Origin of the sequence: Hylemonella gracilis (assembly GCF_004328645.1) — a bacterium.
Lineage (GTDB): Bacteria > Pseudomonadota > Gammaproteobacteria > Burkholderiales > Burkholderiaceae_C > Hylemonella > Hylemonella gracilis_B.
Genome location: NZ_CP031395.1, coordinates 1317247 through 1344087, shown reverse-complemented (window position 1 = coordinate 1344087; position 26841 = coordinate 1317247). Strand labels below are relative to the sequence as shown.

General features: G+C 65.4%; 22 protein-coding genes and 1 other RNA gene. 10 read left to right on the top strand and 13 right to left on the bottom strand.

All coding sequences use genetic code 11. The annotated features are described in order from the left end of the window. Positions 1-126 precede the first annotated feature (126 nt). The gene (locus DW355_RS06380; RefSeq protein ID WP_165493135.1) at positions 127-2367 is read right to left on the bottom strand and encodes an STAS domain-containing protein; all 2241 of its coding nucleotides are present in this window, start codon (positions 2365-2367) and stop codon (positions 127-129) included. A gap of 97 nt (positions 2368-2464) precedes the next feature. Next, entirely contained in the window at positions 2465-3280 is an 816-nt protein-coding gene (gene dksA / locus DW355_RS06375) for an RNA polymerase-binding protein DksA (RefSeq protein WP_431733230.1), read from the bottom strand. Here dksA and DW355_RS18020 point away from each other — a divergent pair. Further along, entirely contained in the window at positions 3195-3650 is a 456-nt protein-coding gene (locus DW355_RS18020; protein ID WP_242671408.1) for a hypothetical protein, read from the top strand. The genes dksA and DW355_RS18020 overlap by 86 nt on opposite strands. Positions 3651-3838: 188 nt before the next feature. Here DW355_RS18020 and DW355_RS06370 read toward each other — a convergent pair whose 3' ends face one another. Further along, complete coding sequence (locus tag DW355_RS06370) at positions 3839-4891, bottom strand: CobW family GTP-binding protein (protein WP_131278575.1); 1053 nt, start codon at positions 4889-4891, stop codon at positions 3839-3841. 293 nt (positions 4892-5184) lie between these two features. Between DW355_RS06370 and DW355_RS06365 the strand changes: the two genes are divergently transcribed. Further along, complete coding sequence (locus DW355_RS06365) at positions 5185-5586, top strand: hypothetical protein (RefSeq protein ID WP_131278573.1); 402 nt, start codon at positions 5185-5187, stop codon at positions 5584-5586. 52 nt (positions 5587-5638) lie between these two features. Here the strand turns inward: DW355_RS06365 and DW355_RS06360 are convergent, their stop codons facing one another. After that, a complete protein-coding gene (locus DW355_RS06360) occupies positions 5639-6820 on the bottom strand; it encodes a class I SAM-dependent rRNA methyltransferase (RefSeq protein ID WP_131278571.1) in 1182 nt (393 codons plus the stop codon). Positions 6821-6970: 150 nt separating this feature from the next. Here DW355_RS06360 and DW355_RS18360 point away from each other — a divergent pair, with 150 nt between their 5' ends. Further along, entirely contained in the window at positions 6971-8629 is a 1659-nt protein-coding gene (locus DW355_RS18360; RefSeq protein WP_131278569.1) for a methyl-accepting chemotaxis protein, read from the top strand. A 39-nt stretch (positions 8630-8668) separates the two neighbouring features. Here the strand turns inward: DW355_RS18360 and DW355_RS06350 are convergent, their stop codons facing one another. The 3 genes from DW355_RS06350 to dapF are packed head-to-tail and all read right to left on the bottom strand — an operon-like array spanning position 8669 to position 11264. Then, positions 8669-9682 carry a tyrosine recombinase XerC gene (locus DW355_RS06350; protein WP_131278567.1) on the bottom strand — a complete coding sequence of 338 codons (1014 nt, stop codon included), beginning with the start codon at positions 9680-9682 and terminating at the stop codon, positions 8669-8671. A 3-nt stretch (positions 9683-9685) separates the two neighbouring features. After that, on the bottom strand, positions 9686-10372 hold the full coding sequence (locus DW355_RS06345; RefSeq protein ID WP_131278565.1) for a DUF484 family protein: 687 nt from the start codon (positions 10370-10372) through the stop codon (positions 9686-9688). Positions 10373-10388: 16 nt separating this feature from the next. Then, positions 10389-11264, bottom strand: a complete 876-nt coding sequence (gene dapF, locus DW355_RS06340; RefSeq protein WP_131278563.1) for a diaminopimelate epimerase — start codon at positions 11262-11264, stop codon at positions 10389-10391. Positions 11265-11676: 412 nt separating this feature from the next. Between dapF and DW355_RS06335 the strand changes: the two genes are divergently transcribed. Further along, the gene (locus DW355_RS06335) at positions 11677-12252 is read left to right on the top strand and encodes an Rrf2 family transcriptional regulator (protein ID WP_131278561.1); all 576 of its coding nucleotides are present in this window, start codon (positions 11677-11679) and stop codon (positions 12250-12252) included. 117 nt (positions 12253-12369) lie between these two features. Here the strand turns inward: DW355_RS06335 and rnpB are convergent. Then, positions 12370-12726, bottom strand: an RNA gene (rnpB, locus tag DW355_RS06330) — RNase P RNA component class A. 84 nt (positions 12727-12810) lie between these two features. Here rnpB and DW355_RS06325 point away from each other — a divergent pair. Continuing rightward, a complete protein-coding gene (locus tag DW355_RS06325; protein WP_131278559.1) occupies positions 12811-14601 on the top strand; it encodes an NAD(P)/FAD-dependent oxidoreductase in 1791 nt (596 codons plus the stop codon). Between the two features lie 62 nt (positions 14602-14663). On the opposite strand, the gene DW355_RS06320 is transcribed toward DW355_RS06325, so the two are convergent. Then, on the bottom strand, positions 14664-17003 hold the full coding sequence (locus tag DW355_RS06320) for a putative bifunctional diguanylate cyclase/phosphodiesterase (protein ID WP_131278557.1): 2340 nt from the start codon (positions 17001-17003) through the stop codon (positions 14664-14666). Between the two features lie 276 nt (positions 17004-17279). After that, positions 17280-18152 (bottom strand): protease HtpX, encoded by an 873-nt coding sequence (gene htpX / locus DW355_RS06315; protein ID WP_131278555.1) that lies wholly within the window; start codon positions 18150-18152, stop codon positions 17280-17282. A gap of 225 nt (positions 18153-18377) precedes the next feature. On the opposite strand from htpX, the gene DW355_RS06310 reads away from it, so the two are divergent. Continuing rightward, the gene (locus tag DW355_RS06310) at positions 18378-19001 is read left to right on the top strand and encodes a glutathione S-transferase family protein (protein WP_131278554.1); all 624 of its coding nucleotides are present in this window, start codon (positions 18378-18380) and stop codon (positions 18999-19001) included. Between the two features lie 52 nt (positions 19002-19053). On the opposite strand, the gene DW355_RS06305 is transcribed toward DW355_RS06310, so the two are convergent. Then, positions 19054-19809, bottom strand: coding sequence for a DUF3025 domain-containing protein (locus DW355_RS06305; RefSeq protein WP_131282386.1), 756 nt, complete (start codon positions 19807-19809; stop codon positions 19054-19056). Positions 19810-19861: 52 nt separating this feature from the next. Beyond that, entirely contained in the window at positions 19862-20905 is a 1044-nt protein-coding gene (gene pyrC / locus DW355_RS06300; RefSeq protein WP_131278551.1) for a dihydroorotase, read from the bottom strand. A 35-nt stretch (positions 20906-20940) separates the two neighbouring features. Between pyrC and DW355_RS06295 the strand changes: the two genes are divergently transcribed. Continuing rightward, entirely contained in the window at positions 20941-21720 is a 780-nt protein-coding gene (locus DW355_RS06295) for an IclR family transcriptional regulator (RefSeq protein WP_131278550.1), read from the top strand. Positions 21721-21824: 104 nt separating this feature from the next. Here DW355_RS06295 and DW355_RS06290 read toward each other — a convergent pair whose 3' ends face one another. Then, positions 21825-23072 (bottom strand): Zn-dependent hydrolase, encoded by a 1248-nt coding sequence (locus DW355_RS06290; protein WP_131278548.1) that lies wholly within the window; start codon positions 23070-23072, stop codon positions 21825-21827. Positions 23073-23250: 178 nt separating this feature from the next. Here DW355_RS06290 and DW355_RS06285 point away from each other — a divergent pair, with 178 nt between their 5' ends. The 3 genes from DW355_RS06285 to DW355_RS06275 all read left to right on the top strand — a co-directional run bounded on the left by DW355_RS06285 (position 23251) and on the right by DW355_RS06275 (position 26839). Then, positions 23251-24909 (top strand): ABC transporter substrate-binding protein, encoded by a 1659-nt coding sequence (locus DW355_RS06285; protein WP_131278546.1) that lies wholly within the window; start codon positions 23251-23253, stop codon positions 24907-24909. An 80-nt stretch (positions 24910-24989) separates the two neighbouring features. Continuing rightward, positions 24990-25940 (top strand): ABC transporter permease, encoded by a 951-nt coding sequence (locus DW355_RS06280; RefSeq protein WP_131278544.1) that lies wholly within the window; start codon positions 24990-24992, stop codon positions 25938-25940. Next, positions 25940-26839, top strand: coding sequence for an ABC transporter permease (locus DW355_RS06275; protein WP_131278542.1), 900 nt, complete (start codon positions 25940-25942; stop codon positions 26837-26839). Before DW355_RS06280 ends, DW355_RS06275 begins: the two co-directional genes overlap by 1 nt. Positions 26840-26841 lie beyond the last annotated feature (2 nt).

Below are 26841 nucleotides of genomic sequence, written 5' to 3'. Positions count from 1 at the left end.
GCCACCCCCCTTGCTGGGGGCGCTCCCAGTGGCCCGGCAAAGCCGGTTCCACGGGAGCCCGCGTATGAGGCCTTGGTATGCCAGCGCCAATGCTTGCGATCAAAACCGCTCCGCACCAACCCTAGCTCAATCCGATCTAGGCACGACCCGCGCGTGCTCGGAGATGCCGATCACGTTGAAAAAGGCGGCCACCAGGCGGTGCACGTCGCGCAACTGCACCTGCCGCCCATGGACTTGCTGATCGGCCACCCAGTTGAGCAGCCCGCCCGCCGCAGGGAAATCCACCCGGATCAGATCCGTGCAGGAGACAACCATGTGGGTGCGACCCGCGATGGCCTTGGCCAGCTTGGCCAACACCTCGGTGGCATCCCCGACGATTTCCCCGTAGAGATCGACCCGCACCGGCTGCGCTGCGGTTCCTTCACCCGGTAGCTCGGGCGCCTCGGCGCCACCACCAATCCAAACGTCCAGCGTGCCCAGCGCATCCCGGTCCAGAAACACACCAGGCATGGCCTCGGCGTTCCACGCCGGATCCTCCAGTGTCTCCCAGTTGGCGCGGATGTCCTCGGCCTCGGCTTCCAGCGGATCGCTGGGCCCCTGCAGCAGGCAAGCGGCCAGGGGTTCCTGCCAGGCCGGCGCCTGGGTTTCGTGGGTGACGCCGTAGTCCAGGGCGGCCAGCTCGAAGGCGTCGCGCAAACGCATGAGACGCAATGCGTCCATGCGCAGGCGCCAATGCAAGGGACTGGCACTGGCGCCGCTCCCGTGCGTGAGCGCCAGCAGCGCGCGCTCGAGGCTCGCGGGGCCTCGGAACACGAGTCCCAAGGACGCGCTCGCGGGCGCTTCACACCATTGCGCGATCAACTGGGCCAGCAGGGGCACGGCGTCGACCGTGATGCCGCGCAGGGCCTGCCAGTCCAGCACCAGGGCGGCCGCGCTTTCATCCATCACCGCAGGCAGGTCCGCAGGTAGGTCCGCAGGCACGAACATCGTGGCGGACTTGGCCTGCAGCGCCAGCGCGGCCGAGGCATCCAGACGCGCGGGGCTGCGCCAGTCAGGCACGCGCACAGCCGGTGGCGTGGGGCGGTGCAGTCGCACAGCGCCCTTGCCCGGCCCGACACGATCGGGCATGGAGAACCAGCGCGGCACTGAAACGGCCGCCAGGTGCGTGAAGACCGGCGCGTAACGGCGCGTCCAGTCCGCGACCACCCGCTCGTATTCGGCCTGTTGGCCGGTGGCGCGGGCCAGATCCACGCAGGCGAGCAACCAAGTCTCCACCAGTTGCGGCGATGGCACCTTGCTCGCATGCGCCACGCGCACCAAGGCCTGCAACACCGACGAGGAAGCAATCTGCGGCGCATGCACCGCAGCTTCCAGCGCCGATTTCAGCGCGGCCTGCAGGCTGCGGGCCGCGCCCTCATGGTCACCATTCGCGTAGCGGATGGCGGCGTCTTCCAGATCAGGATCGGCCAAGTGGTCGGGGGCGGGAGGGGGAACCGGCCGCGCGAACATCGCGCGCGCCGCGGACACGCCGCGTTGGGGCGACATGCCCGCGCCCCATCCCATGCCGCCGCCGCCCAACCCTGTCGGACTGCTGGTCCGTGCGGGGTGCCAGGCGCCGCCCCCTGGATCGGCCGGCATCGGCACAGCCACCCAGGCCGAAGCACTTTGCCCCTCGCCATCGGGTGAGGGCAAGGCCTCCGGCAACGCGGACAGCCCGTGCAAGGCGCTGGGCAGCGCGTCGTTCCAGACATGACCGTCATCTCCGGACGGGTGCGCAGAACGGTCGAACGGCGCATCGGGCCGCGGACGCCCTCGCCCTATGTCGAGGGCGTGCGGCGAAACAGGCAAATCGGGGGCAGGCTCACTGTCGGCCCCAAAAAAAGTCGACAGCGGCTCGTCGGCGGGAACACCACCCGCGTCCGCCCGTGGATCGGACTTCCCGTGCAAGGTAGGCGGCACCGGCGTCTGCGCTGGGCCGGGCACCGCAGGGGGCAGGCGACCATGGGCTTCGTCATTCTCGCCACGCCACCATTGGCGTGACATCTGCGCCTCGATCTCGTTGATCTTGCGGATGGTGGCGGCGCGGTTGCGCGCGTCAGACGCCGTCAGGCTGCTCTGGAAGGAAGTGAAGCGGTCGGTCTCGGCACTGGCAATCGGCTCGCGTCGCCGCAAACGCCGCAGGTGTTCGAACTCACGCTTACGCACGAAGTCGTTGGCGCGCTTGCGCTCGATCAACTCCTTGAGCTCTTCCTTGCTGTAGCCCGGACCCGGCGCGGTTTCCTCAAGCTCAAGCCAGGCTGGCACGCTGCGCCAGCGCAGCCAGCGGATCACCCGGCGCAACCAGTCGGCATGGCGCCACCGTGACAAGCGCCGGGTCCCTTCTGGTGCTGGCGTCATGGCGCGACAAGTGGTGCGCGGGCAGCGGGATCAGGGGCGCGAGGGGACACCTTCGATGACGGAAGCGTCAGTCCCCGAACATCTTCTGCTTAAGCTCGCGCCTTTGCTGCGCCTCGAGCGACAGCGTGGCCGTGGGGCGCGCCAGCAGGCGGCCGACACCGATGGGCTCGCCGGTCTCATCGCAATAGCCGTAGTCACTCGCGTCGATGCGAGCGATGGACTGCTCGATCTTCTTGAGCAGCTTGCGCTCACGGTCGCGCGTGCGCAGCTCCAGCGCATGCTCTTCCTCGATGGTCGCGCGGTCGGCCGGGTCAGGCACCACCACGGTGTCCTCGCGCAGGTGCTCGGTGGTTTCACCGGCGTTGGTCAGGATGTCCTGCTTGAGCTTTTGCAGACGCTGGCGGAAAGCCGCGAGCTGCTTGTCGTTCATGTACTCGCTGTCGGGCATCGCGATGAGTTCTTCATCGCTCAGTTCCTCGGCGGACTTGGTTTTCCAATTGTTGGCAAGCTTGGGATCTTTCTTCACGGGCGCAATCAGAGGGGAGTCAAGAACAGGTTGAGTCAGGGTCGAGACATAGCTCGCCCTGCTCGCATGGGCCGCGGCCGGGTCGATGGACGGCACGGTGATCTGCGCCAATCGGGCATTCGCCTTGCTCATGCGGGGCGAACCTTCGGTTGCCGACGAGACGGACACGACGGGCGCGGAGGATACAGGAGTTGGCGGCCTGGCAGGCGCCAAGGGTGTGAGTTTTTGTGTTTTACCCGTCTTCGCAGAGGCGAGGACAGGTGCAGCGGCCTTGGCCACCACCTTTTTCACCGGCACCTTGGCAGTTGGGCTCTTGGAGACAGCCGATGTTTTGGCGCGAGCCGTGGTTTTCGGCACGGTCTTGGCGGGCGTTGCGGTCTTCGCCTTCGTCTTCGCCGCAGTCTTGCCTGGCACAGACTTGGCCGCCACCGGCTTTTGGGTACCGGGCTTGGCTGGCGCTTTGGAGGCCGCGACCGCCTTGGATTTGGCCGGTGCCTTGACGGACTTGGCAGGGCTCGACGCCGTTTTCTTGACCGCCGGCTTGGCGGACGGTTTGACCGCCGCTTTCGTTGACGTGGTTGTCTTGCCGGTCGCCTTCTTCGCCCCCGCGGCGCCCCGGGTCTGGGACGCGGCTGCTCCCGCCTTGCCCCGCGCGGGAGCAGTCGGCGGCTTGGCCTTGGAGGGGGACGATGCAGTCATCGACTTGGCTGGTTTGGCTTTCACTTGATGGACTCCTCCGGGCAGACTCGGGCCTGCTTCTTCTGGTGCACGACAGCGACGCCCCGCGTTGACGAGCGCAACACGGACAAGACCAGGAACGGCCTTAAGGGGCGCGAGTGTAATGCATGCCCGCCTTCGGGCCACCGACCCGGGCCCCGGAGGAATCCCGCAAGGCCCGATTCAGCCTTGCAAGAATCAAACCAGGCTTTGTTGCAGGCCCTGCACCAGGATGTCCTTGGGCAGGTCGATGCCGATGAACACCATCTTGGACAGGCGCTGCTCCTGGGCCCCCCATTCCGGCCCCAGATCGCTGCCCATGAGCTGGTGGACGCCCTGGAAAATCACCTTGCGGTCCGTGCCCTTCATGTTCAGCACGCCCTTGTAGCGCAGCATGCGTGGGCCGTAGATGTTGACGATCGCGCCCAGGAAGTCTTCCAGCTTGGCCGGGTCGAAGGCCCGCTCGGACTTGAAGACAAAGCTCTTCACATCGTCGTCGTGATGGTGGTGGTGCGGGTGGTCACAGTGCTCGCCATGCTCATGGTCGTGGTGTTCATGATCATGGTCATGCCCATGATCGTGGTCATGCTCGTCGGCGTTGAGGAAGTCAGGATCGATTTCCAACTTGGCGTTGAGGTTGAAGCCGCGCAGATCGAAGACTTCGGAGATCGGCACCTCGCCAAAATGCACAGCCTTCTGCGGCGCTCGCGGGTTCATGTGCTTGAGGCGGTGGATCAGCGCCTCCACCGCCTCCTTCGCGACCAGATCGGTCTTGCTGAGGAAGATCTGGTCAGCGAAGCCCACCTGCCGACGGGCTTCCTGGCGCTCGTCCAACTGCTGGTTCGCGTGCTTGGCATCCACCAAAGTGATGATGGAATCGAGCAGATAGCTCTCGGCGATCTCGTCGTCCATGAAGAAGGTCTGGGTCACCGGCCCCGGGTCGGCCAGCCCCGTGGTCTCGATCACCACACGATCGAAATCCAGCAGGCCCTGACGTTTCTTGGCCGCCAGCAACTGCAGCGTGGTACGCAGGTCCTCGCGGATGGTGCAGCAGACGCAGCCGTTGTTGAGCTGGATGATCTGTTCCTGGGTGTCGTTGACCAGGATCTCGTTGTCGATGCTCTCCTCGCCGAACTCGTTCTCGACCACGGCGATCTTCTGCCCATGCGCCTCCTTGAGCACGCGCTGAAGCAGGGTGGTCTTGCCGGAACCGAGGAAGCCGGTGAGGATGGTGGCGGGAATCAGGGCCATGGTGCGCGCTCGTTGACTGAATGGCGGGCCACCACTACAACGGGGCCCAGGACACGGGTAGGTGGGGGAGTTTAGCGACTACTTCAAGTGCCTACCGTGAACAGCGCTGCGGAAGACGCCACACTTTGTCGGTACGCATCTGTTCAATCAGACCGGGGCCGAGTTCGATTCGGACGATGCCCATGATGTAGGATAAAACTCACGGGGTCGCAATGGGCCGCGAAATAGTTCGACGGTTCATTCCGGTCCCCGATCCAGGCCATACGAAACCACCCTAGGGAAAAAAACTTCACATGAAAAAGATTTTCACGGCCATTGCCGTAATTGGCCTCGCCCTGATTCTGCAGGGCTGCTCCACCAGAACCTATGTCATGGTCCCGGAAAACACCAAGCTGGTTCTGCCAGCCAAAGGAGACACATCTTATGTCTCAGGGCAGGTCGCGACGCGCCCTTTCAGTTGGGGACAGTCGGGTGGCATTACCTATCAATTGAAGAAAAATGACACAGAAGTGGTGTCGTCCGGCAAGTTGAAGTCGAGCTTCCGAATCGCATCCATCTTCTGGCCACCCGTCGCCATTGCATATTGGCCGATTGGTTTTGGTTGGCACTGCTATGACTTGCGCGGTCAAGAGCCGACGCAGTGCAGCCCAAGTGACCTGAATGGATTGCGCACCGCAAACCGCAAAGAAGAATAAACCCACGAAACACTTTTCAGTGGAAAGCTACCGCTCTCGCGAAGGGCGGTTTTTACTTCTTCATCACCACCAGCCCCTTGAGGTACTCCCCTTCCGGGAAGGCCAGGGTCATGGGGTGATCCGGTGCGCCGCCCAGGCGCTCCTGGATATAACCGTCCACGCCCGCGTCCGCACCGGCCGAGGCCACGATCTTGTGGAACAACTCGACACCGATGCCACCTGAGCAGGAAAAGGTGAACAGAACGCCGCCGGGCTCCAGAATCTTGAAGGCCAGCCGGTTGATGTCCTTGTAGGCGCGTGCCGCACGTTCGGCGTGCGCCACGGTGGGCGCGAACTTGGGTGGATCGAGGATGATGGCATCGAAGCTGCGCCCCTCCTCGCCGAAACGGCGCAGGCTGGTGTTCACGTCGGCATCCAGGAATTCACAGCGACTTTCGTCCAGGCCGTTGAGCGCGACATTGGCCCGCGCCTGCGCCAGCGCAGGCCCCGAAGAATCGATGGACGTGACCTGCGCCGCACCGCCCTGCAAGGCCGCCACCGTGAAACCGCCCGTATAGCAATAGCAGTTCAGGACTTTTTGGAACTGCAGGCGCCGTGTGAAATCGCTAAAGCGCTTGCGGCTGTCCCTCTGGTCGAGGTAAAAGCCGGTTTTGTGGCCCTGCGCGATATCCAAACCCAGCTTCCAGTCATGCTCCTTCAGGATCAGCGCGGTTTCCCCCTGTCCGCGCAACCAGCCCGTCGCCTCGGGCAGCCCTTCCAGCCCGCGCGCGCTTGCGTCCGAGCGCTCGTAAAGACGACTCAGACCTGTTTCGGCCAGCAAGGCATCGACCAGCACCGCCTTCCAGCGCTCGACCCCGGCGCTGGTGAATTGCGCGACCAGGGTGTCGCCATAGCGATCCACAATCAATCCAGGCAGTCCATCGGCTTCGCCATGGACCAGGCGCAGACCATCGCTGGCGATCGCAAAACGCGCGCGCGCGCGCACCGCGGCGGCCACACGCTGACGGAAGAATGCTGGGTCGATGCGCTGCTGCTCGTCGAAGCTCCAGACCCGGGCGCGAATCTTGGACTGAGGGCTGTAGGCTGCCCAGGCCAGGAAGCCGCCTGCCGCGGACTCCACCCGCACGGTCTCGCCCATGTCTCCTCCGCCCTTGGCGATGGCGGATTCGAACAACCACGGATGCCGGCGCTGCAGGGCGCGCTCCTTGCCTTCTCTGATGCTTATCACCTTCATGGGGCATCATTGTCGCGGCTATTGGAATAGCGCGTGCCACGTCTGCCCGGCAAGCCGCCCTCGACCGTGAAAGTCCGGGGCTTTCCCGAACTATCCATGCCATCGGCTTGGGCATAGAGTGACCGGTATACAACACGGAGACAGCGCACCATGCGCATCAAGGACTTGCAGATCGGCGCCCAACTCATGGGCGGCTTCATACTGGTGCTGGTGCTGGCCGCCGCGCAGTCGCTGTATGCCATCTACGGGGCCGGATCGCTGAACGACAACGCACGCCAGATGGCCGAACGTTGGTTGCCCGCGACGCAGCACGCGGGCGCGCTGCGCGCGCAGGTCAACCTGCTGCGAGCGGCGCAATTCCAGCACGTGCTGACTTTCGGCGAGGACGAACGGCGAGCCCTCGAGAAGCAGATGGACGAGATGCGCAAGGGCATCGACCAGGAACTGCAGAGCCTGACGCCCTATTTCACTGACGGCGTGCAGCAGGAGGCTCTGAACGCCCTGCAGGAAACCTGGAAACAGTACAAGGCCCAGCAAGAGGAGATCGTGGGGCTGGCTCGGCAACGCCGGGACGAAGAAGCGTTGGACATCCTGAAGGGACCCGCGCTTCGGACTTTCGGAAGTCTGACGACGGAAGTCGGTCAGCTCAGCGAGTTAGCCAGACTAGGCGCCGGCGAAGCCCATGCCCAGAGCGGCGCCGTGCGCGACCGTGTCTTGTATGGCAATCTGGGCTCGCTGCTGCTGACCTGCGCGCTCGGGCTGCTGATCGGTCACGCCTTGAGCCAGCGCATCTCGGGCGGTGCGCGCCATGCGGCGCAACTGGCGCTGCGCGTGGCCCAGGGCGACTTGAGCGCGCCCATTCAACCCAACACCCGGGACGAGTTCGGACAACTGCTGCAGGCCTTGCTGGAGATGCAGACCGCGCTGACGAATCTGGTCGCCCGGGTCCGCATTGGCAGCGAGGCTGTTTCGATGGCCAGCGCGGAAATCGCGGAAGGCAATCAGGACCTGAGCGCGCGCACGGAAGCGCAGGCCAGTTCACTGGAGCAGACCGCCGCCTCCATGGAACAGCTGGGCAGCACCGTCAAGCAGAATGCGGCCAACGCCTTGCAAGCCAATCAGTACGCCCAGGATGCGTCCGCCGTCGCGGCGCAGGGCGGCGAAGTGGTCGCACAGGTGGTGGAGACCATGAAGGGCATCCGCGAGGCGAGCAAAAAGATCGCCGACATCATCAGCGTGATCGATGGCATCGCCTTCCAGACCAATATCCTGGCGCTGAACGCGGCGGTCGAGGCGGCGCGCGCGGGTGAACAGGGACGCGGCTTCGCCGTGGTGGCGGGCGAGGTGCGCGCCTTGGCGGGGCGCAGCGCGGACGCCGCCAAGGAAATCAAGAACCTGATCACGGCCAGCGTCACGCAGGTGGAACAGGGTACAAGCTTGGTGGATCAGGCCGGCAGCACCATGTCCAAGGTGGTGGACAGCATCCGGCGCGTGACCGAGATCATGGGCGAGATCAGCGCGGCCAGCGCCGAGCAAAGCGATGGCGTGGCGCAGGTCGAGGAAGCCATCACCAACATGGACAAGACCACCCAACAGAATGCCGCGCTGGTGGAAGAGATGGCCGCCGCCACCAACAGCATGAAAACCCAGGCGCAAGCCCTGGTGCGCACGGTCGGGGTGTTCAGGTTGAACGACGAGTCCTCCGGTCCGATGGCCCTGGCGCCGTCGCACGAGTTGCTGGGTTCGAACGAGGGGGATGAAACACCCCGATCGGACCTACCCAAGCTGCCGATGCCCGGCGATAGCTGAACCCCAGGCCCGGCCGGCCGGGGCTGTCAGTGAGATGGATCACTTCTTGCCACTGGACTTGCCACCGGCCTTGTCGCCCAATTTCGCGCGCGGATGGGCCTCGTCATAGGCCCGTGCCAGATGCTGAAAGTCCAGGCGGGTGTAGACCTGCGTCGTGCCGATGTTGGCGTGGCCTAGCAGTTCCTGAACCGCCCGCAGATCCCCGCTGGATTGCAGGACATGGCTGGCGAAGGAATGACGCAGCATGTGCGGATGCACGGGCGTGGCCAGCCCCGCCAGGAGGCTACGGCGCTTCAAGCGCTGCCAGATCGATTGCGGCGTGAGGCGCGTGCCGTTGCGACCGATGAACAGTGCGGTCTGCCCATCCTGCGCGGCGGCCGGCAAGCCTTGCCCGCGCACCGCCAGCCACTGCTGCAAGGCCAGGCGCGCGGCGGCCCCCACGGGCACGGCGCGGCGCTTGCCGCCCTTGCCCTGGACCTGGACTTCACCGGCCTGCAGGTCCAGCCACCCCCGCCCCGCCTTGCGAGCCGCCTCGCTGGCGCTCACATCCAGCCCCGTGAGTTCCCCCACGCGCAAACCGCTGCTGTAGAGCAACTCGGTCATCGCGGCGTCGCGGGCGGCGAACCAGGGGTCATCGTCCTCGCCGAGCCGCGCGTCGACACCCGCCCCATCGCTTCGATAACTCGCGAGTTGGACCGCCTCGTCCACGCTCAGCGCCTTGGGCAGGGGTTTGGCGGCCTTGGGCGCGCGCACGTCCTGCACCGGGTTGCTGGCGATGTGGCCCTGACGCCCCAGCCAGGCATAAAAACCGCGCCAGCCGGAAAGAATGAGGGCAATGCCGCGCCCGCTGCGCCCGCCGGCATGCATCTGGGCGATCCAGCGCCGCACATGCGCGCTGTGAACCTGCAGCAAGGGCACACCCGCCTGGCGCGCGAATTCGCCGAGCTTGTGCAAATCCAGCGTGTACAACTCGACGGTGCGCTGCGCGAGGCGTTTCTCCACGCGAACATGGGCCAGATACTGCTCGACGAGTTGCGTATCCGACGGCGTCATGCCTCACCTCAAGCGTGACAGGGCCGCGCTGGCCACCTCGGCGATGCGCACCAGAAAATCCGTGCCCATGGTGCTGGTGTAGCGCTGGGCATCCGGCGATGCCAGCACGATCAGCCCCATGGTCGATGGCGAGTCCGAGGCGCGGTCGGCGCGCGCGGCGTCCTGCACCGGTGCACGCAAAGGCAGCAAGGCCAGTGACACGGCCTGCTCGGGATGAGGCAACCAGGCCGCAACTTCGAAGCCCGTGTTCACCCCGCAAAAGGGTTCACGCAAGGCCTCGGCGAACTGTCGCACCTCCTCGGTCGCGCCCTGGGCCCAAGGCGCGCTGGCGTGGGCTGCGGCCACGCCCCAGACGCGCAAGGCCACCTGGGGCACGGCGAATTGCTGCTGAATGGAATGGGCGATCAAGGTGGGCACGAGCGTGGGGTCGTGCTCCAGGAACAGATCCCCGGCCCAGCGCAACAGGCGATCGGCCAGCATGGTGTTGTCCGCGCCATGGCGCAACAACTCCATCAGGCGCGTTTCGAAGGCCCTGATCTTCTCGCGCAGCAGCTCGGCCTGGCGCTCCTGCAGACTCACGGTACGCCGGCTGTGCGGGCTGACCAGCACGATTTCAGCCAGCGCATCCGCGTTGCGATCAAAAAAAGCCGGATTGCCGCGCAAGTAGCGGACGATTTCTTCTTCGGTCATGGGCGCAAGTCCAGGCTCAGGAATTCACAAGGTCAGGCAGATCGGGCACGTCAATTTCGCCCTGGAAGACCGTGGTGGCCGGGCCGGTCATCAGCACCGGTCGTCCCTCGCCCCACTCGATGGTCAGCACACCCCCACGCGTCTGCACGTCGACGCGCGCATCCAGCAGGCCCTGGCGGATGCCTGCCACCACGGCGGCACAGGCTCCGGTGCCGCAGGCCAGGGTTTCGCCCGCGCCCCGCTCCCAGACGCGCAACTTCACCCGGTTTCGGGTCACCACCTGCATGAAGCCAGCATTGACACGGCGCGGAAAGCGCGGATGGTGTTCGATCAGTGGCCCTTGTTCGCGCACCGGCGCGGCGTCCACATCGGCGACACGCTGCACCGCATGCGGGTTGCCCATGGACAGCACGGCCAGATTCACGACACCGCCGTCCAGCGGCACCGGCCAGGTCTGCCAGGCAGCGTCTATCCTCGGTGCCAGGCCCTCGGCGTCGAAGGGCACTCGCACGAGGTCAAAGACCGGTGCGCCCATGTCCACGGTGACACGGCCATCGGATGTGAATCTGGGTTCGATCACCCCACTCAGGGTTTGCACGCGAATGGCCTGCTTGCCGCTCAAGCCGCGGTCATGCACGAAGCGTGCAAAGCAGCGCGCGCCGTTGCCGCATTGCTCAACCTCGGCCCCATCGGCATTGTGAATAACGTATTCGAAGTCAATGCCGGGAGCCGGCGAGGGGCGCACGCTGAGAATCTGGTCCGCCCCCACCCCGAAATGGCGATCCGCGAGCCAGCGGTATTGGGCAGAGTCCAGACCCAGTCGGCCCTGGGTTTCGTCGAGCACGACAAAGTCGTTGCCCGCACCCTGCATCTTGGTGAAACGTATGCGCATGGCACAAATTATCGGGCAGATGGCGGGGCGTCCCTGAACGAAACCTGGGCGTACACGCCATCGCGCGGCGCCTTTGGGCGCCATACGCCTCCCCCGCCATCGCCCCCGAGCCTCAAGTCCCGGATTGGTTTCTCAATTTGAAGTCGTCCCGGCCCAGGATCTCCCGAGAAAACGCCGTTTGGTGGCATTTACATAACTTTAAAAGCATTGATTGTTAGCGATCACTTTCGAATAAATCCAATGAATACGTATTTGATCGAATTCAAGCCAGAAAAAAAGCAGATAAGCCTTGAAGTTGAAGGGAACTTCCCTATGTTGGAATGACTCAGTCCCTCACCGATTGAGCAGGACGCGTCCGAACCGCCTACTCGGTCGGGTTCGAAGTTTCTGGCTAAGAGAAAAGGAGTTCCCCATGCGTCTGAGCGCCAAAAGCCGCTTCGCCGTCGCCGCCATGATCGACCTCGCCTTGCGCGAGGCCGCAGGCCCCGTGCCGCTGAACTCCATCGGCCAACGCCTGCAGATCTCCCTGTCCTACCTGGAACAGCTGTTTTCCAAGCTGCGCCGCGCCAACCTCGTGGAAAGCACCCGCGGTCCGGGCGGCGGCTACACCTTGGGCCGCAGCGTCCAGCGCATCAGTGTGGCCGACATCATCCGTGCCGTCGAAGGCGCGCAGGAACTGATGGGCGAGGAAGTCGCGGATGCCGGTGAAGCCGGCCTGCAACTGACGCGTGACCTCTGGTCGGGCCTGAGCAGCCGCATGATGGACCACATGGAAGGCATCAAACTGCACCAGCTTTGCGAGGAGCAACGCGCCAAGGGCGTCGACCTGGGTCCCGACGCGGATGCCTCCACGCAGCCCACCTCCGCGCGCGCCACCCAGACCCGTCGTGGGATCTTCGCGCCGAGGCCGGTGGAGCGCCCCCGCACCACGGCGCCGAACTCGGTGTTCGCCCTGGGCGCGGCCCTGGCAGCGGCATCGAAGTCCTGAGATGCATTGATCTTCGGCGCGCACCAATGGCGCTGAAGGTCTGATGCACCCCTCAAAAGGCTGGCACCGTCCAGCCTTTTTCGTGGCCGAAACTCAAGCAATCGCTGCGAGGCAAAAGTGTGAAGTCGGCCTGTAAGCCGGATTCTGTGCATCACGGTTGCCCATGACGTGACCGCCATTCATCTGGGCCGCCGGTTACCCGTGCGGCTCGGTGCCACCTACCCGCACACTCGGGGGCCCCGTCATCGTGTGCCTATTTGGTGTTGCTGCGCGTAGAGATTGCCCGTTTCACCCACCTTGAAGCCCTTGCCTCGGGCTTGCGCCCTGGGCATGGCCCCAAAGTGACTCGTCTCTGTTGCTCTGATCCTCACCTCGCGGTGGAGAGGTATTACCTCCTACGCTGCCCTGCGCAGTCCGGACGTTCCTCCAGCACCAGGTTTCCCTGCTTGTGCCAGCGGCGGTCCAGCCGACTTCACGGCGCGCATTATCTCCTCTCACCTTATCATTCCGGTTTTGCCGAACCTCTTTCTGCTTGATCACCACAAGCCCGAGGAACCCATGATCCGCCTGTCCGAACTCAAGCTCCCGCTGGAGCATGCCCCCGAAGCCCTGCCGACGCTTGTCGCACGGACCTTGGGCATCACGCCCGAGGAACTTCGGACCCATCAGGTCTACAAACGCAGTTTCGACGCGCGCAAGGCCGAACTGCAGCAGGTCTATATCGTGGACGTGGAGCTCGCGCCCGAGCTGGAAGCCCGGTTACTGGCCCAGTTTGACGCCCACCCCCACATCGGTCCCAGCCCTGACCTGACGTATCGGGCCCCCGCACAGGCCCCGGCAGACTTTCTGACGCGCCTGCAGTCCCATCCCGAGCACCGCCCCGTGGTCATCGGCTTCGGCCCCTGCGGCATCTTTGCCGCCCTGCTGCTGGCACAGATGGGTTTCCGGCCCATCGTGCTGGAACGCGGCAAGGCGGTCCGCGAACGCACCCAGGACACCTGGGGCCTGTGGCGCAAGAAGGTCCTGCACCCCGAATCGAATGTGCAGTTCGGTGAAGGGGGCGCCGGCACCTTCAGCGATGGCAAGCTCTACAGCCAGATCAAAGACCCGCGCCACCTCGGGCGCAAGGTGTTGAACGAGTTCGTGGCCGCAGGCGCGCCCGAGGACATCCTGACCGAGGCGCACCCGCATATCGGTACCTTCAAGCTGGTGAAGATGGTCGAGTCCATGCGCGCGCAGATCACGGCCCTGGGCGGGGAAATCCGCTTCCAGCAGCGCGTGACGGATCTGCTATTGGACAGGGACGCCTCGACGGGCGGGCAGCACGCGCTGCGGGGACTGAACGTCCTCGACCTGACCACGGACACCGCCTACGAGCTGCCGACGCGTCATGCCGTGCTGGCGCTGGGTCATAGCGCGCGCGACACCTTCGCGCGGCTGTGGGACCAGGGCGTGTCCATGGTGGCCAAACCCTTTTCGATCGGCTTTCGCATCGAGCACCCTCAAAGCCTGATTGACCGTGCGCGCTGGGGCCGGCACGCGGGCCACCCGCTGCTGGGCGCGGCGGACTACAAGCTGGTGCACCACGCCAGCAATGGACGCGCGGTCTACAGCTTCTGCATGTGCCCGGGCGGCACCGTGGTGGCCGCGACCTCGGAGCCGGGCCGGGTGGTCACCAACGGCATGAGCCAATACTCACGTGCCGAACGCAACGCCAACGCCGGCATGGTGGTGGGCATCGAACCGGACGACTACCCGGACGGTGTGGACGACCTGGCAGACTGGATCGCGGCCTTCGGCGAGGAGGATGGCCGTCGTTACGCCGCGCAGTCAACCGCGCTGGCGCGACAAAGCCCGAAGCAATACCACCCGCTCGCGGGCGTCGCGCTGCAACGCAAGCTCGAAGCGCTGGCCTACGAACTGGGTGGTGCCAGCTACGAGGCCCCGGGCCAATTGGTCGGCGACTTCCTGGCCCAGCGCCCCTCACACAAGTTCGGCGCGGTCCTTCCCTCCTACAAGCCAGGCGTCAAGCTGGGCGATCTCAGCCTCGCCTTGCCGGGCTACGCCATCGAGGCCATGCGCGAAGCGCTGCCAGCCTTCGGCAAGAAGATCAAGGGCTACGACCTGCCGGACGCCGTGCTGACCGGCGTGGAAACGCGCACCTCGTCGCCCCTGCGCATGCCGCGCGGCGACGACTGCGCAAGCCTGAACGTACGGGGGCTCTATCCGGCTGGAGAAGGCGCGGGTTACGCGGGCGGCATTCTCTCGGCGGGCGTGGACGGCATCAAAGTCGCGGAAGCACTGGCCTCGTCGCTGGCACACAGCCTGGACACCACGCAGGCCGGTTGAGCGCGGGGTGACCGGGCCCCCGCCATCACGCCTCCCGACTTGTAGGCCCCCTGGCGTCTTGATCAGACTCGGCTCATGGCGTCCAGATCGCAGGGCGCGGCCTCGAGCCGTCTGACCAACTCGGCAAACTCTGCGGCCGGCAAGGGCCGAGCCAGGTAATAGCCTTGGGCTTCGTCGCAGCCGAAACGTCGCAGTGCCGCCAGCACCGCGGCGTCTTCCACGCCCTCGGCGATGGTCCGCAGTCCCAGTCCCGCGGCCATCTGGATGATGGCACGCACGATGGCCGCATCGTCCGAGTCATGTGCCAGGTCGTGGACAAAGCTCTGATCGATCTTGAGCTTGTCCACCGCGAAGCGCTTCAGATAGGCCAGGCTGGAATACCCCGTTCCGAAATCGTCGATCGAGAGCTTCACCCCCAACTGCTTGATCTGGTCCACGGCCAGAAGCACCTGCTCCGTGTTGTGCAGCAGGATGGACTCGGTCAGTTCCAGCTCCAGTTGCTCGGGGGCCAGGCCGCTGTCCCGCAGCGCCTGGGCCACCACGGCCTGCACCTCGCCCCGCCGAAACTGGACAGCCGACAGGTTCACCGCCATCCGCAGGGGCTGCAGGCCGGCCTGGCGCCAGGCCATGGCCTGCGCACAGGCCTGTCGGATTACCCATTCGCCGATCGGCACGATCAAGCCGCTGTCTTCCGCTACAGGGACGAAACGCGCGGGCGAGATCAGCCCTTCCTCCGGGTGCCGCCAGCGCAACAAGGCCTCGACACCCACCACGCCACCCGTGCGCAGGTCGAACTGGGGCTGGTAATGCAGCTCCAGTTCGCCGCGGCTCAGCGCACGGTGCAGGCCGTTTTTCAGGTGCAGGTGGTCCACGGCCTCGGTGTTCATCTGCTCGTCGAAGAAACGCGCCTGGTTGCGCCCCGCGTCCTTGGCACGGTAGAGGGCGGTGTCGGCTTTCTTGAGCAGGGTTTCGAAGTCGTGGCCATCGTCCGGGTAGAGGGCCACGCCGATGGACGAGGAAATGCTGAGCTCGTGCCCATCGAACAGCAGCGGCTGCTGCAAGCGCTCGCGGATCTTGAGCAACACCGGCGAGATCATCTCGGTGCCCTCCAGGTCCGACAGCACCACCAGGAACTCGTCGCCCCCCTGGCGGCTGATGGTGTCGATCTCGCGCATGCAGTCACTCAAACGTTGCGCCACTTCCTTGAGCAACGCATCACCCGTGGCATGCCCCAACGAATCGTTGATGGTCTTGAAATGGTCCAGATCCAGGAACAGCAGCGCCACCTTGTAGTGATGACGCTCCGCGCGTGCGATGGCTTGGGCAAAGCGGTCCTGCAGCAGCGCGCGATTGGGCAGGCCGGTGAGCACGTCGCGGTAGGCGAGGAACTCCACCTGCCGCTCCGCCTGCTTGCGCGCCGTCACATCCGCCGCGATGGTGAGAAAACCGCTGATGGAGCCGTCCTCGTCGCGCAAGGGAGACAGCGAAGCGCTCAACTCGAACATCTCGCCCGAGACTTTCTGCCGCTGCACCTCCAGATCGGGAATGCTTTCGCCCGCGAGGACGCGCAGGCGCAAGGCATTGTCTTCGTCCTGGTACTCCATGGCCCGCGGGACACTGGGCAGAAAGTGCCCAAGCACCTGAGCCTCCGTCCAGCCGAAAAGCCTTTCCGCCGCCGGATTCCAGGCCGTGACGCGGCCTTGGGTATCGCGCGTGTAGATCGCCAGAGGCGCCGACCGCACGATGGTCTGATTGAGTTCCTTTTCGAACCGCAAGGCGCGCAAGGCGGTCGCTTGGCTGCGCCAGGCGCGGTGGATCAGTACGGACACCACTAGGCTTCCCAGTTGGAACAGCAGGACCAGGGCGCCTGCCTTGTCCCTCTCCAGGCGCCATTCATGCAGATAGTCCCGCGCGGATAGGCTCAGCAGAAGATAGTAGGTGCTGCCATCGATCCGGTGGAACAGGAACAGGGTTTCGTCCGCGTCGATGCCCATGCGCGGCATCCGCCGCTCGTCCAATCCGCCGGGCGTGAGGTACTGCCCCTCGACCTCGCCACGGGTGATCCTGGTGCGCAGCTCGGGGGTCGCGAAAGACGGTTGCGCTTCCTCCAGCGGCCAGGACAAGGGCGGATGGCGCACGATTTGACGCAGGCCCGCGTCAAACACGGCGAAATAGCCTCGCGTCCCCAGGAATCCCCGAAGCTCCGGCAGATGACGCAACTGCTGCGTCAGCATGGGCTCGGGTTCCAGCGGGTCCTCACCGTTCAGGGTGTAGGCGATGTTCTGGGCCATGGATCGCAGCAGAGTCTCCGAGGCCACGATCGCGCTGTGCTCGAAGCGCATGCGCCCGGCCTGCAAGGACCCGACGGTCAAGCCGACCAACAGAAGATTGAAGGCCACCATGGCCCCCCACAGGCGAACCACAAAACCTCGCCCAACACGGATCGAACGGGGTTTTCCTCCGGGGGATGACGCAGTACGACGCGGCACGGTTGTTGAGTTTGCAAGCCTGCGATGCAGGGCGTGCCATCATCACGTGACTCACTGGCAGGGTCAAGCCACTCACGCGAATCACCCAGGCAAAAAAAACGCGCCGGCTCACACCGACGCGGGACAAGCAGGTGAGCCCTTGCCCGAAGGCCGACGCGCGGGAGATCGCGCGCGGGCCGGGCCCAGGAATCAGCGCATGGCTTGGAGAGCGGCGATGCGTTCTTCGATCGGCGGATGGGTGCTGAAGAGCTGACCAATGCCGCCGGCGATGCCCATGGCCGCGACGCTCTTGGGCAGTTCACCGGGCGTCAGCCCGCCCAGGCGGGACAAGGCGTTGATCATGGGCTGCTTGCGACCCATCAGCTGCGCCGCGCCCGCGTCCGCGCGGAATTCACGCTGACGCGAGAACCAGGCCACGATGATGGCGGCGAGGAAACCCAAGACAATGTCCAGCACGATGGTGGTCACGTAATAGCCGATGCCAGGACCGCTGTTTTCCTGGTCGCCCTTGCGCAGGAAGCTGTCCACGGCGTAGCCGATCACGCGGGACAGGAACACGACGAAGGTGTTCATCACGCCCTGGATCAGGGTCATGGTGACCATGTCGCCATTGGCGATGTGCGCGACTTCGTGGCCAATGACGGCCTCGACCTCCTCGCGCGTCATGTTGCGCAGCAAGCCCGTGGAAACGGCCACCAGGGCCGAGTTCTTGAACGCACCCGTGGCGAAGGCGTTCGGCTCCCCCTCGAAGATGCCGACCTCGGGCATGCCGATGCCGGCCTGGTCAGCGAACTTGCGCACGGTGTTGACGATCCAGGCCTCGTCCGCGGTGCGAGGCTGTTCGATGACCTGCACGCCCGCGCTCCACTTGGCCACGGGCTTGCTGATCAGCAGGGAAATGAAGGCGCCACCGAAACCCATGATGAGCGCGAAGCCCAGCAACGCACCCAGGTTCAGGCCATTGGCCGTGAGGTAACGGTTGACACCCAGCAGGTTCGCCACGATGCCCAGCACGAGCACGATGGCCAGGTTGGTCAGAACGAAAAGAACGATGCGTTTCATGATTTCCTTGGAACAAGCCGCACGCGAGATGGCGGCCACGGCGCGAATGGTAAGGGCGCGCCGCCCGGTTTCAAGAAAAACCGTGCAATCCCACAGGTGGAAATGGCAATTTCAGCGGGCCCACCCGGTCCGGACCGCTGGCGCGTCTCTGGCGCGCCCCGGAATGCAAGGGGCGCGGCACCACTATCATGGCGCCCGGTGAAACCCGCGTTGGAGAAAAACGTCATGTCCATCGTCCTCTACCACCACCCCTATTCGCGCGCGGCAAACGTCCTCTGGATGCTGGAGGAAACTGGCGTGCCCTACGCCTTGCACCCCGTGGACATCATGAAGGGCGCACAAAAGGCACCCGACATCCTGGCGCTGAACCCCATGGGCAAGCTGCCCATCCTGGTCGACGGGTCCGTGGTCGTGACCGAAAGCGCGGCCATCGGCCTGTACCTGGCGGATTGTTATGCCCCGGGACGCTTGGCCCCCGCTCTGGACGATCCCGCCAGGGCCAGCTTCCTGCGCTGGTCTTTCTTCGCCCCGTCGGTCATCGAACCGGGTGCGATGGCGCATGCATCGGGTTGGAATTTCAGGCCTGCTGCCGCGGGTTTCGGCACCTACGAGGACATGCTGGCGACGATGGAGGCCGCCCTGGCGCACGGTCCCTGGCTGCTGGACGCGCGTTTCACGATGGCGGACGTGATTTTCGGCGGCACGTTGCGCTACATGCTGCAGTTCAACATGCTGGAACCGCGCCCCCTGTACACGGCTTACGTGCAAAGGCTGGACGAACGGCCGGCCTACCAGCGGGCGAATGCGAAGAACACCGCGATCGCGCGGGAGTTGGGCCTGGGCCACTGAGGGCAGGAACTGCCGCGCGTGCGCAAGTCCGTGAGCGCCTCGCGCGGGCTGATCATGCGGCCTGAGCCCGGGCCCGCGCGGGCCGGAACACCCGCGTGTCGTCGTAAAAGCCATTCGCCTGGTTCTCGGCACACCACCCCGGAATGCCCAGCACGGGCAAGGGCGTGAAGGGCTTGCGAGCCAGGCGCTCAGGCAGCAGTTGACCGGCCAGCCAGTCATCCAACTCCGCCATCAACATCATCCCCGCCTGGGCCCGCCAGACATGGGCCGTCAGTCCCTTGCGGGGCCGCTGCAACTGTTCCAGCAAGGCATGGCCGCAGACCAGCAGGCGTGCCTCGCACCAGCGCACGCGCAGGTCCACGAAAAGCCGCTGCCAGTCGCGCGCAAGCAGGGCTTCCCACAGCGCGTCTGGCGCCATCAGCACGGCGCCGTTTTCATCGAAGACGGTGAGCGCGTCGCGCACCGGCCCACGGGCGGCGCCCACGCCATGCATCGCGATCTCGGCCGCCTGCAGCTGATTCATGCGCCGCTTGGCCTGGGGCAAACCCAGCCAGACCAGGCCGTTGAAGAAATCGTGCGCGTTGTCGCGCGTCGGGACGACGCCTTGCTCGAAGATGTAGCGCTCGTAGGGCTCCCCTGCCGGCAAGATCTGCTGAGGCCCGAAACGCAGGTTCGGCGCAGCCGTCGACGACCGCGCCACGCTCAGGGCCTCGTGCACCGCCTGGCCAGCTTGACAGCCTGCCACGACACCCGCCCCAGGCTCACGCCAAGGGTGGAACCAGGGGGCAGACCAGTCGATTGGCGCCATCGCCCAGCCCGAAGCCGGGCCGGTGCGACTCGAAGCAGTGGGCGCCATCCATTCAGACTCGGCGCCAGGCCAGCGCCTCCCCCGCGCGCAAGGGTTTGAGCTCGGCCTCGCCAAAGGTGAACCGCTCGGGCGGCGTCCAGCTCTCGCGGCGCAGCGTGATGCGCTGCGCGTTACGCGGCAGGCCGTAGAAATCCGCGCCGTGGTGGCTGGCGAAGCCTTCCAGCTTGTCCAGCGCGTTCATGGCGTCGAAGACCTCGGCATACAGCTCGATGGCTGCGTGCGCGGTGTAGCAACCGGCGGCGCAGACCGAGTTTTCCTTCAGGGTCGCCGCGTGCGGCGCGCTGTCCGTGCCCAGGAAAAAACGCGGGTTGCCACTGGTCGCCGCCTGCACCAGCGCCAGGCGATGCACTTCGCGCTTGAGCACAGGCAGACAGTAGAAATGCGGCCGCAGACCGCCCGTGAAGATGGCGTTGCGGTTGTAGAGCAGATGCTGGGCCGTGATGGTCGCGCCCGTGTAACGGTCACTGGCCGCCACGTACTGCGCGGCCTCCTGGGTCGTCAAGTGCTCGAAGACGATCTTCAGCTCCGGAAAATCCTGGCGCAGGGGCTGCAGCACGCGGTCGATGAAAACGGCCTCGCGGTCGAACACGTCCACGGCCGGGTCGGTCACCTCGCCATGCACCAGCAACAGCAACCCATGGCGCTGCATGGCTTCCAGCGTCTTGTAGGTCTTGCGGACATCGGTCACGCCCGCGTCGCTGTTGGTCGTCGCGCCCGCGGGGTAGAGCTTCAGCGCCACCACGCCCGCTTCCTTCGCGCGCGCGATCTCCTCGGGCGGTGTGTTGTCGGTCAGGTAGAGCGACATCAACGGCTGGAAACCCGCGCTGTCAGGCGCCTCCCGGGGCACGGCAGCGAGGATGCGCTGCCGGTAGGCCAGCGCCTGGTCGGCGGTCGTGACCGGCGGGCGGAGGTTGGGCATGATGAGCGCACGGCCGAACTGCGCGGCCGCGTGCGCCACGGTCGTGGCCAGCACCGCGCCATCGCGCAGGTGCAGGTGCCAGTCGTCGGGACGGGTGAGGGTGATTTCTTGCGCCATGCCCGTATTGTCCCCGCATTGATAATCCGGCCACCATGCCGTCCCCCGTCGCCGACCCCCTGTTCAATCAATCACTCGAAAAAGGCTTGGCTGTACTGCGTGCCTTTGACGCGTCGCACCGCACGCTGACGCTGGGCGAACTCGCCGAGCTGACCGGCATGAGCAAGGGCTCGGCGCAGCGCACCGTACACACCTTGCAAGTGCTAGGCTACGTGGGCAAGCACCCACAGACACGACGATTTCAACTGCTGCCCAAGGTCATCGACATCGGTTTCAACTACCTGGCTGCGCATCCGCTGATCCGCGCGGCGCATCCTTATTTGTCGCAACTGGCCCAGTCCAGCGGCGAAACCGCCAGCCTGACCGAGGCGGTGGACGCGGACATGGTCTACATCGCCCAGTTCCTGACCACGCAGCACATCCCCGTGCTCACCCCGGTAGGCATGCGCATCCCCATGTATTGCACGAGCTCGGGCCGGGCCTGGCTAAGCACCCTGCCCGATGCCCAGGTGCGCAGCCTGCTCGGCAGCGCGCCGCGACCGGCGCGCACGCCAAACACGCTGACCGGTGTAAACGCCATCCTGGAGCGCGTGGCGCTGTGCCGCAAAACCGGCTACACCACCAACCGCGAAGAATTGTTTCTGGGCGACATGGGCATCGCCGCACCCGTGGTCGACAACCAGGGTCGGGCGGTGGCCGCCGTCCACCTCTCACCGCCCACCAGCCGCTGGACGATGGACGAAGCACAGGCCAAGCTCGCGCCGCTGGTCATCGAATGCGCGCGCGCGATTTCGCAGTCGCTGGCCACCTACTGAGGCTCTTCACCGTTTCCTCCAACTGCGGTCAATGCACTCGTGGGCGGGACGGCATGCACCATGCCATCACATCGCGTGCACCGGCACCCGTGCAGCGCACCCATTCAGCGCGCGTGTTCCAGCATGGCCCACAGCAGCACGTCGGCGCCGGCGGCCAGGTGCTCGGGCTGGGCGTCTTCGATTTCGTTGTGACTGATCCCGTCCTTGCAGGGCACGAAGATCATGCCCGAAGGCGCCACGCCATTCAGATAGACCGCGTCGTGCCCGGCGCCGCTGACCACGTCCATGTGCGGCAGACCCAACGCGCGTGCCGCGCGCCGCACGCTGTCCACGCAATCCGGGTGGAAGGCACAGGGCTTGAACTTGGTGACCTGGCTGATGTCGACCTCGCATTGGCCTTGCGCGGCGGCCAGGGCAAAGGCCTCGCGCATGCTGGCATCCATGCGGTCGAGCCCGGCTTGCGTCAGGTTGCGGAAATCGACCGAGAATTTCACCTGCCCTGGAATGACGTTGCGTGAATTGGGCTGGGCCTGGATGAAACCCACGGTACCGCGTCCATGCGGTGCTTCCGCCAGCGCGATGCGGTTGACCGCCTCGATCATGCGCGCCGCGGCCAGCATGGCATCGTGCCGCAGCGCCATGGGCGTGGGGCCGGCATGCGCGTCTTGCCCCGTCACGACCACGTCGTACCACTGCTGGCCCAACGCGCCGGTGACGATGCCGATGGGCAGGTCAGCGTCCTCGAGCACCGGCCCCTGCTCAATGTGCGTCTCGAAATAGGCGGCGTACATGCCACCCGGCACCTGTCCGCAAGGGTGCGCGCCCCGGTAGCCGATGCGCGTCAGCTCGTCACCGACCGTTTGGCCCTCGATGTCCGCGCGCTCGCGGATGAAATCCGGCGCGAACACGCCGGCAAAAGCGCCCGAGCCCATCATCACCGGCGTGAAACGCGAGCCTTCCTCGTTGGTCCAGAACACCACCTCCAGCGGCGCGCGCGTGCGGATGCCGTGGTCATTGAGCGTGCGCACCACTTCCAGCCCCGCCAACACGCCGTAGTTGCCATCGAACTTGCCGCCTGAAGGCTGGGTGTCTATGTGGCTGCCCGTCGCCACGGCAGGCGCGTTGGCGTCCGTGCCCGCTCGGCGGCCGAAGACATTGCCCACCTCGTCCACCCGCACGTCCAGCCCCGCTTCCCGAAACCACTGCACCACTTGTTCACGGCCCCGGCGGTCTTCGTCCGTCAGGGCCAGTCGCCGCACACCGCCCCGGGGCGTGGCACCGATGTGGGCCAAGTCCATCAAGGACAACCAGAGGCGTTCGGCATCAATGCGGAGTTCGGTGGCGGTGGTCATGATCTTGGTTTGGAATGCGCGAGGCATGCGTAACAGTCCTGGCATCCCTGGTAGCGAATAGCATGCCAAGTATCGATAAATTAATCAACAATATCGATTATCGATTTATACATAGCATTTTTGGCATGCGGCTTGCATCGGCGGCAGCACCCTCAACCCGCTGACTTCTGGAGGTCACATGAGTCTGCTTCCTTCCGCCGCGCGCCTCGCCACGCTCGGCCTGGCCCTGAGCGCCGCCTTGTCTCTGTTGAACGGCACCGCCCAGGCGCAAGAGAAAGTCCTGCGCATCGCCATGACGGCGGCCGACATTCCGCGCACGCTCGGCCAGCCCGACCAGGGTTTCGAAGGCAACCGCTTCACCGGCATCCCGATCTACGACGCGCTGACGCAGTGGGACCTGTCCAAGTCCGACGCCCCCAGCGTGCTGATCCCCGGCCTGGCGACCTCCTGGGCGGTGGATGCCAAGGACAAGACCAAGTGGACCTTCAAGCTGCGCAGTGGCGTGAAGTTCCACGATGGCTCACCCTTCAACGCCGACGCCGTGGTCTGGAACGTGCAGAAGGTGCTGGACAAGGACGCCGTCCATTTCGACGCCAGCCAGGTCGGCGTGACCGCCTCGCGCATGCCCACGCTGCGCAGCGCCCGCAAGATCAACGATATGACGGTGGAGTTGACCACCAGCGAACCCGACGCCTTCCTGCCGCTGAACTTGACCAACCTGTTCATGGCCTCGCCCGTCCACTGGCAGAAAAAGTTCGAAGCCGCCCAAGGTGCCACCCCGGCCGACAAGGCCAAGGCTGCCTGGACCGCGTTCGCCGCCGACCCCGCGGGCTCCGGCCCCTTCAGGGTCACCCGCTTCCTGGCCCGCGAGCGCCTGGAACTGGCCGCCAACAAGGGCTACTGGGACAGCAAGCGCACGCCCAAGATCGACAAGGTCGTCTTGCTCCCCATGCCCGAAGCCAACGCGCGCACGGCCGCGCTGCTGGGCGGCCAGGTGGATTGGATTGAGGCGCCCGCGCCCGATGCCATGGCGCAAATCACGCAACGTGGTTTCAAGATCTACAGCAACGCTCAACCGCATGTCTGGCCCTGGCAGCTGTCCTTCGCCGAAGGTTCCCCCTGGCTGGACAAGCGTGTGCGCCAAGCCGCCAATCTGTGCGTGGACCGTGGCGGCCTCAAGCAGCTGCTGGGCGGCATGATGGCCGAGCCCAAGGGCGTGGTGCCGCCGGGCCACCCCTGGTGGGGCAACCCGAAGTTCGAGATCAAGTACGACGTGAAGGCCGCGCAAGCCCTTATGACGGCAGCTGGTCACAGCGCCGCCAAGCCGCTGAAGGTCAAGGTGCAGATTTCCGCCTCGGGCTCGGGCCAGATGCAGCCGCTGCCCATGAACGAATTCGTGCAGCAGTCCCTCAAGCAGTGCTACTTCGACGTCGAATTCGACGTGATCGAATGGAACACGCTGTTCACCAACTGGCGCAAGGGCGCCAAGGACCCCTCGGCCAATGGTGCCAACGCGGTCAACATCAGCTTCGCCGCCATGGACCCGTTCTTCGCCATGGTGCGTTTCGTCTCCACCAAGGCGTTCCCGCCAGTCTCCAACAACTGGGGCTACTACGGCAGCCCCGAAGTGGACAAGCTGGTGGCGGACGCCCGAACCAGCTTCAACGACAAGGCGCGTGACGCGGCCCTGGCCAAGTTGCACGCCCACATGGTCGAAGACCCGCCCTTCATCTACATCGCCCACGACGTCGGCCCGCGCGCCATGTCGGCCAAGGTGAAGAACGTGGTGCAGCCGCGCAGCTGGTTCATCGACATCGCCACGATGTCCATGGACTGATGGCACGCGCCGGGGCCGAGTTCGCTCCGAAGCGCCCCAGCCCCTGATCCGCACTCGAGCCAGCCCGACGCCCGCCCTTCATGCTTGCCTACCTGCTCAGACGCGTCGTCTACACCCTGCCCATCATGCTGGGGGTGGCCCTGGTCTGCTTCACGCTGGTGCATCTGGCGCCCGGGGACCCTCTGGTCTCCATCCTGCCGCCCGATGCCTCGGCCGAATTGCAAGCCCAGTTGCGCGAGCTCTACGGCTTCAACCGTTCCCTGCCCGAACAGTTCGGGCTTTGGGTCTGGCGTGCTTTGCATGGCGATCTGGGCACCTCCATCGCCACCAGCCGTCCGGTGATCGATGAGGTGTTGCGCGCGGTGACCAACACCCTGAGGCTGGCCCTGGTGGCGACGCTGATCGGTTTTCTGCTGGGCAGCCTGTTCGGCTTTGTCGCCGGCTATTTCCGCAACTCCCTGCTGGACCGCGCGGCCTCCCTGCTGTCGGTACTGGGCGTGAGCGTGCCCCACTACTGGCTGGGCATGGTGATGGTGATCGTGTTCTCCTCGCAGCTCATGTGGCTGCCCGCCACAGGCGCCGGTCCCGGCGGCTCGGACGAGTGGGCCTGGAACTGGGAGCACCTGCAGTTCATGCTGCTGCCGGCGCTGACCATGTCGGTCATCCCCATGGGCATCATCGCGCGCACAGTGCGCGCGCTGGTGGCCGAGCTGCTGGAACAGGAATTCATCGTCGGCCTGCGCGCCAAGGGGCTGACCCAGTTCGGCATCTTCCGCCATGTGGTCAAGAATGCCGCCCCCACCGCGCTGGCCGTGATGGGCCTGCAATTGGGCTATTTGTTGGGTGGTTCCATCCTGATCGAGACCGTCTTCTCCTGGCCGGGCACGGGTTTCCTGCTCAACTCAGCCATCTTCCAGCGTGACCTGCCGCTGCTGCAAGGCACCATCCTCGTGCTGGCCTTGTTCTTTGTCATGCTCAACCTGCTGGTGGACATGCTGCAGACGCTGCTCGATCCCCGCATCGCACGCTGATGAACGCACAAAGCCCCACCTTGGCCGCACCCGTCATCCAGGCCTTGCCCGCCGGCCGTTCACGCGGCTACTGGACCTCGGTCGTGCTGCGCTTTCGGCGCGACCCGGTTGCCATCGGCGCGGCCATCGTCGTGCTGCTGCTGCTCCTGATGGCCCTCTTCGGCCCCTGGATCGCGCCGTCCGACCCTTACGCGGCCTCCATGCTCAAGCGACTGCGACCCGTGGGCACCGAAGGTTTTCCGCTGGGCACCGACGAATTGGGTCGTGACCTGCTGTCCCGCCTGATCGTGGGCACCCGGCTGTCGCTCTTCATGGGCATCACGCCGGTGATCTGCGCCTTCGTGATCGGCACCACCATTGGCATCGTTGCGGGATATGCGGGTGGTTATGTCAACACCGCCATCATGCGCACGGTGGACGTGTTCTACGCCTTTCCCTCGGTGCTGCTGGCCATCGCCTTGTCCGGCGCCTTGGGCGCGGGCATCCTGAACTCGTTGATCTCGCTGACCATCGTCTTCATCCCGCAGATCACGCGCGTGGCCGAGGCCGTGACCACCCAGGTGCGGGGCCGTGACTACGTGGAAGCCGCGAGGGCCTCGGGCGCTGATGCTTTCACCATCGTGCGGGTGCATGTGCTGGGCAACGTGCTGGGCCCTATCTTCGTCTACGCCACCAGCTTGGTGGCGGTCTCGATGATCCTGGCCTCGGGCCTGTCCTTCCTGGGCCTGGGCGTCAAGCCACCCGAACCCGAGTGGGGCCTGATGCTCAACACCCTGCGCACGGCCATCTACACCCAGCCGCTGGTGGCGGCGCTGCCGGGCGTGATGATCTTCATCACCTCGATCTCCTTCAACCTGCTGTCCGACGGCCTGCGCATGGCCATGGACAACAAAGGATGAAG

Excerpts from the sequence above, each read along its gene's own strand:
- DW355_RS06370 (WP_131278575.1), bottom strand. The coding sequence starts at position 4,891 with ATGGCCCTGATTCCCGCCACCATCCTCACCGGCTTCCTCGGTTCCGGC.
- DW355_RS06365 (WP_131278573.1), top strand. The coding sequence starts at position 5,185 with ATGAAAAAGATTTTCACGGCCATTGCCGTAATTGGCCTCGCCCTGATT.
- DW355_RS06360 (WP_131278571.1), bottom strand. The coding sequence starts at position 6,820 with ATGAAGGTGATAAGCATCAGAGAAGGCAAGGAGCGCGCCCTGCAGCGC.
- DW355_RS18360 (WP_131278569.1), top strand. The coding sequence starts at position 6,971 with ATGCGCATCAAGGACTTGCAGATCGGCGCCCAACTCATGGGCGGCTTC.
- DW355_RS06350 (WP_131278567.1), bottom strand. The coding sequence starts at position 9,682 with ATGACGCCGTCGGATACGCAACTCGTCGAGCAGTATCTGGCCCATGTT.
- DW355_RS06345 (WP_131278565.1), bottom strand. The coding sequence starts at position 10,372 with ATGACCGAAGAAGAAATCGTCCGCTACTTGCGCGGCAATCCGGCTTTT.
- dapF (WP_131278563.1), bottom strand. The coding sequence starts at position 11,264 with ATGCGCATACGTTTCACCAAGATGCAGGGTGCGGGCAACGACTTTGTC.
- DW355_RS06335 (WP_131278561.1), top strand. The coding sequence starts at position 11,677 with ATGCGTCTGAGCGCCAAAAGCCGCTTCGCCGTCGCCGCCATGATCGAC.
- DW355_RS06325 (WP_131278559.1), top strand. The coding sequence starts at position 12,811 with ATGATCCGCCTGTCCGAACTCAAGCTCCCGCTGGAGCATGCCCCCGAA.
- DW355_RS06320 (WP_131278557.1), bottom strand. The coding sequence starts at position 17,003 with ATGGTGGCCTTCAATCTTCTGTTGGTCGGCTTGACCGTCGGGTCCTTG.
- htpX (WP_131278555.1), bottom strand. The coding sequence starts at position 18,152 with ATGAAACGCATCGTTCTTTTCGTTCTGACCAACCTGGCCATCGTGCTC.
- DW355_RS06310 (WP_131278554.1), top strand. The coding sequence starts at position 18,378 with ATGTCCATCGTCCTCTACCACCACCCCTATTCGCGCGCGGCAAACGTC.
- DW355_RS06305 (WP_131282386.1), bottom strand. The coding sequence starts at position 19,809 with ATGGCGCCAATCGACTGGTCTGCCCCCTGGTTCCACCCTTGGCGTGAG.
- pyrC (WP_131278551.1), bottom strand. The coding sequence starts at position 20,905 with ATGGCGCAAGAAATCACCCTCACCCGTCCCGACGACTGGCACCTGCAC.
- DW355_RS06295 (WP_131278550.1), top strand. The coding sequence starts at position 20,941 with ATGCCGTCCCCCGTCGCCGACCCCCTGTTCAATCAATCACTCGAAAAA.
- DW355_RS06290 (WP_131278548.1), bottom strand. The coding sequence starts at position 23,072 with ATGACCACCGCCACCGAACTCCGCATTGATGCCGAACGCCTCTGGTTG.
- DW355_RS06285 (WP_131278546.1), top strand. The coding sequence starts at position 23,251 with ATGAGTCTGCTTCCTTCCGCCGCGCGCCTCGCCACGCTCGGCCTGGCC.
- DW355_RS06280 (WP_131278544.1), top strand. The coding sequence starts at position 24,990 with ATGCTTGCCTACCTGCTCAGACGCGTCGTCTACACCCTGCCCATCATG.
- DW355_RS06275 (WP_131278542.1), top strand. The coding sequence starts at position 25,940 with ATGAACGCACAAAGCCCCACCTTGGCCGCACCCGTCATCCAGGCCTTG.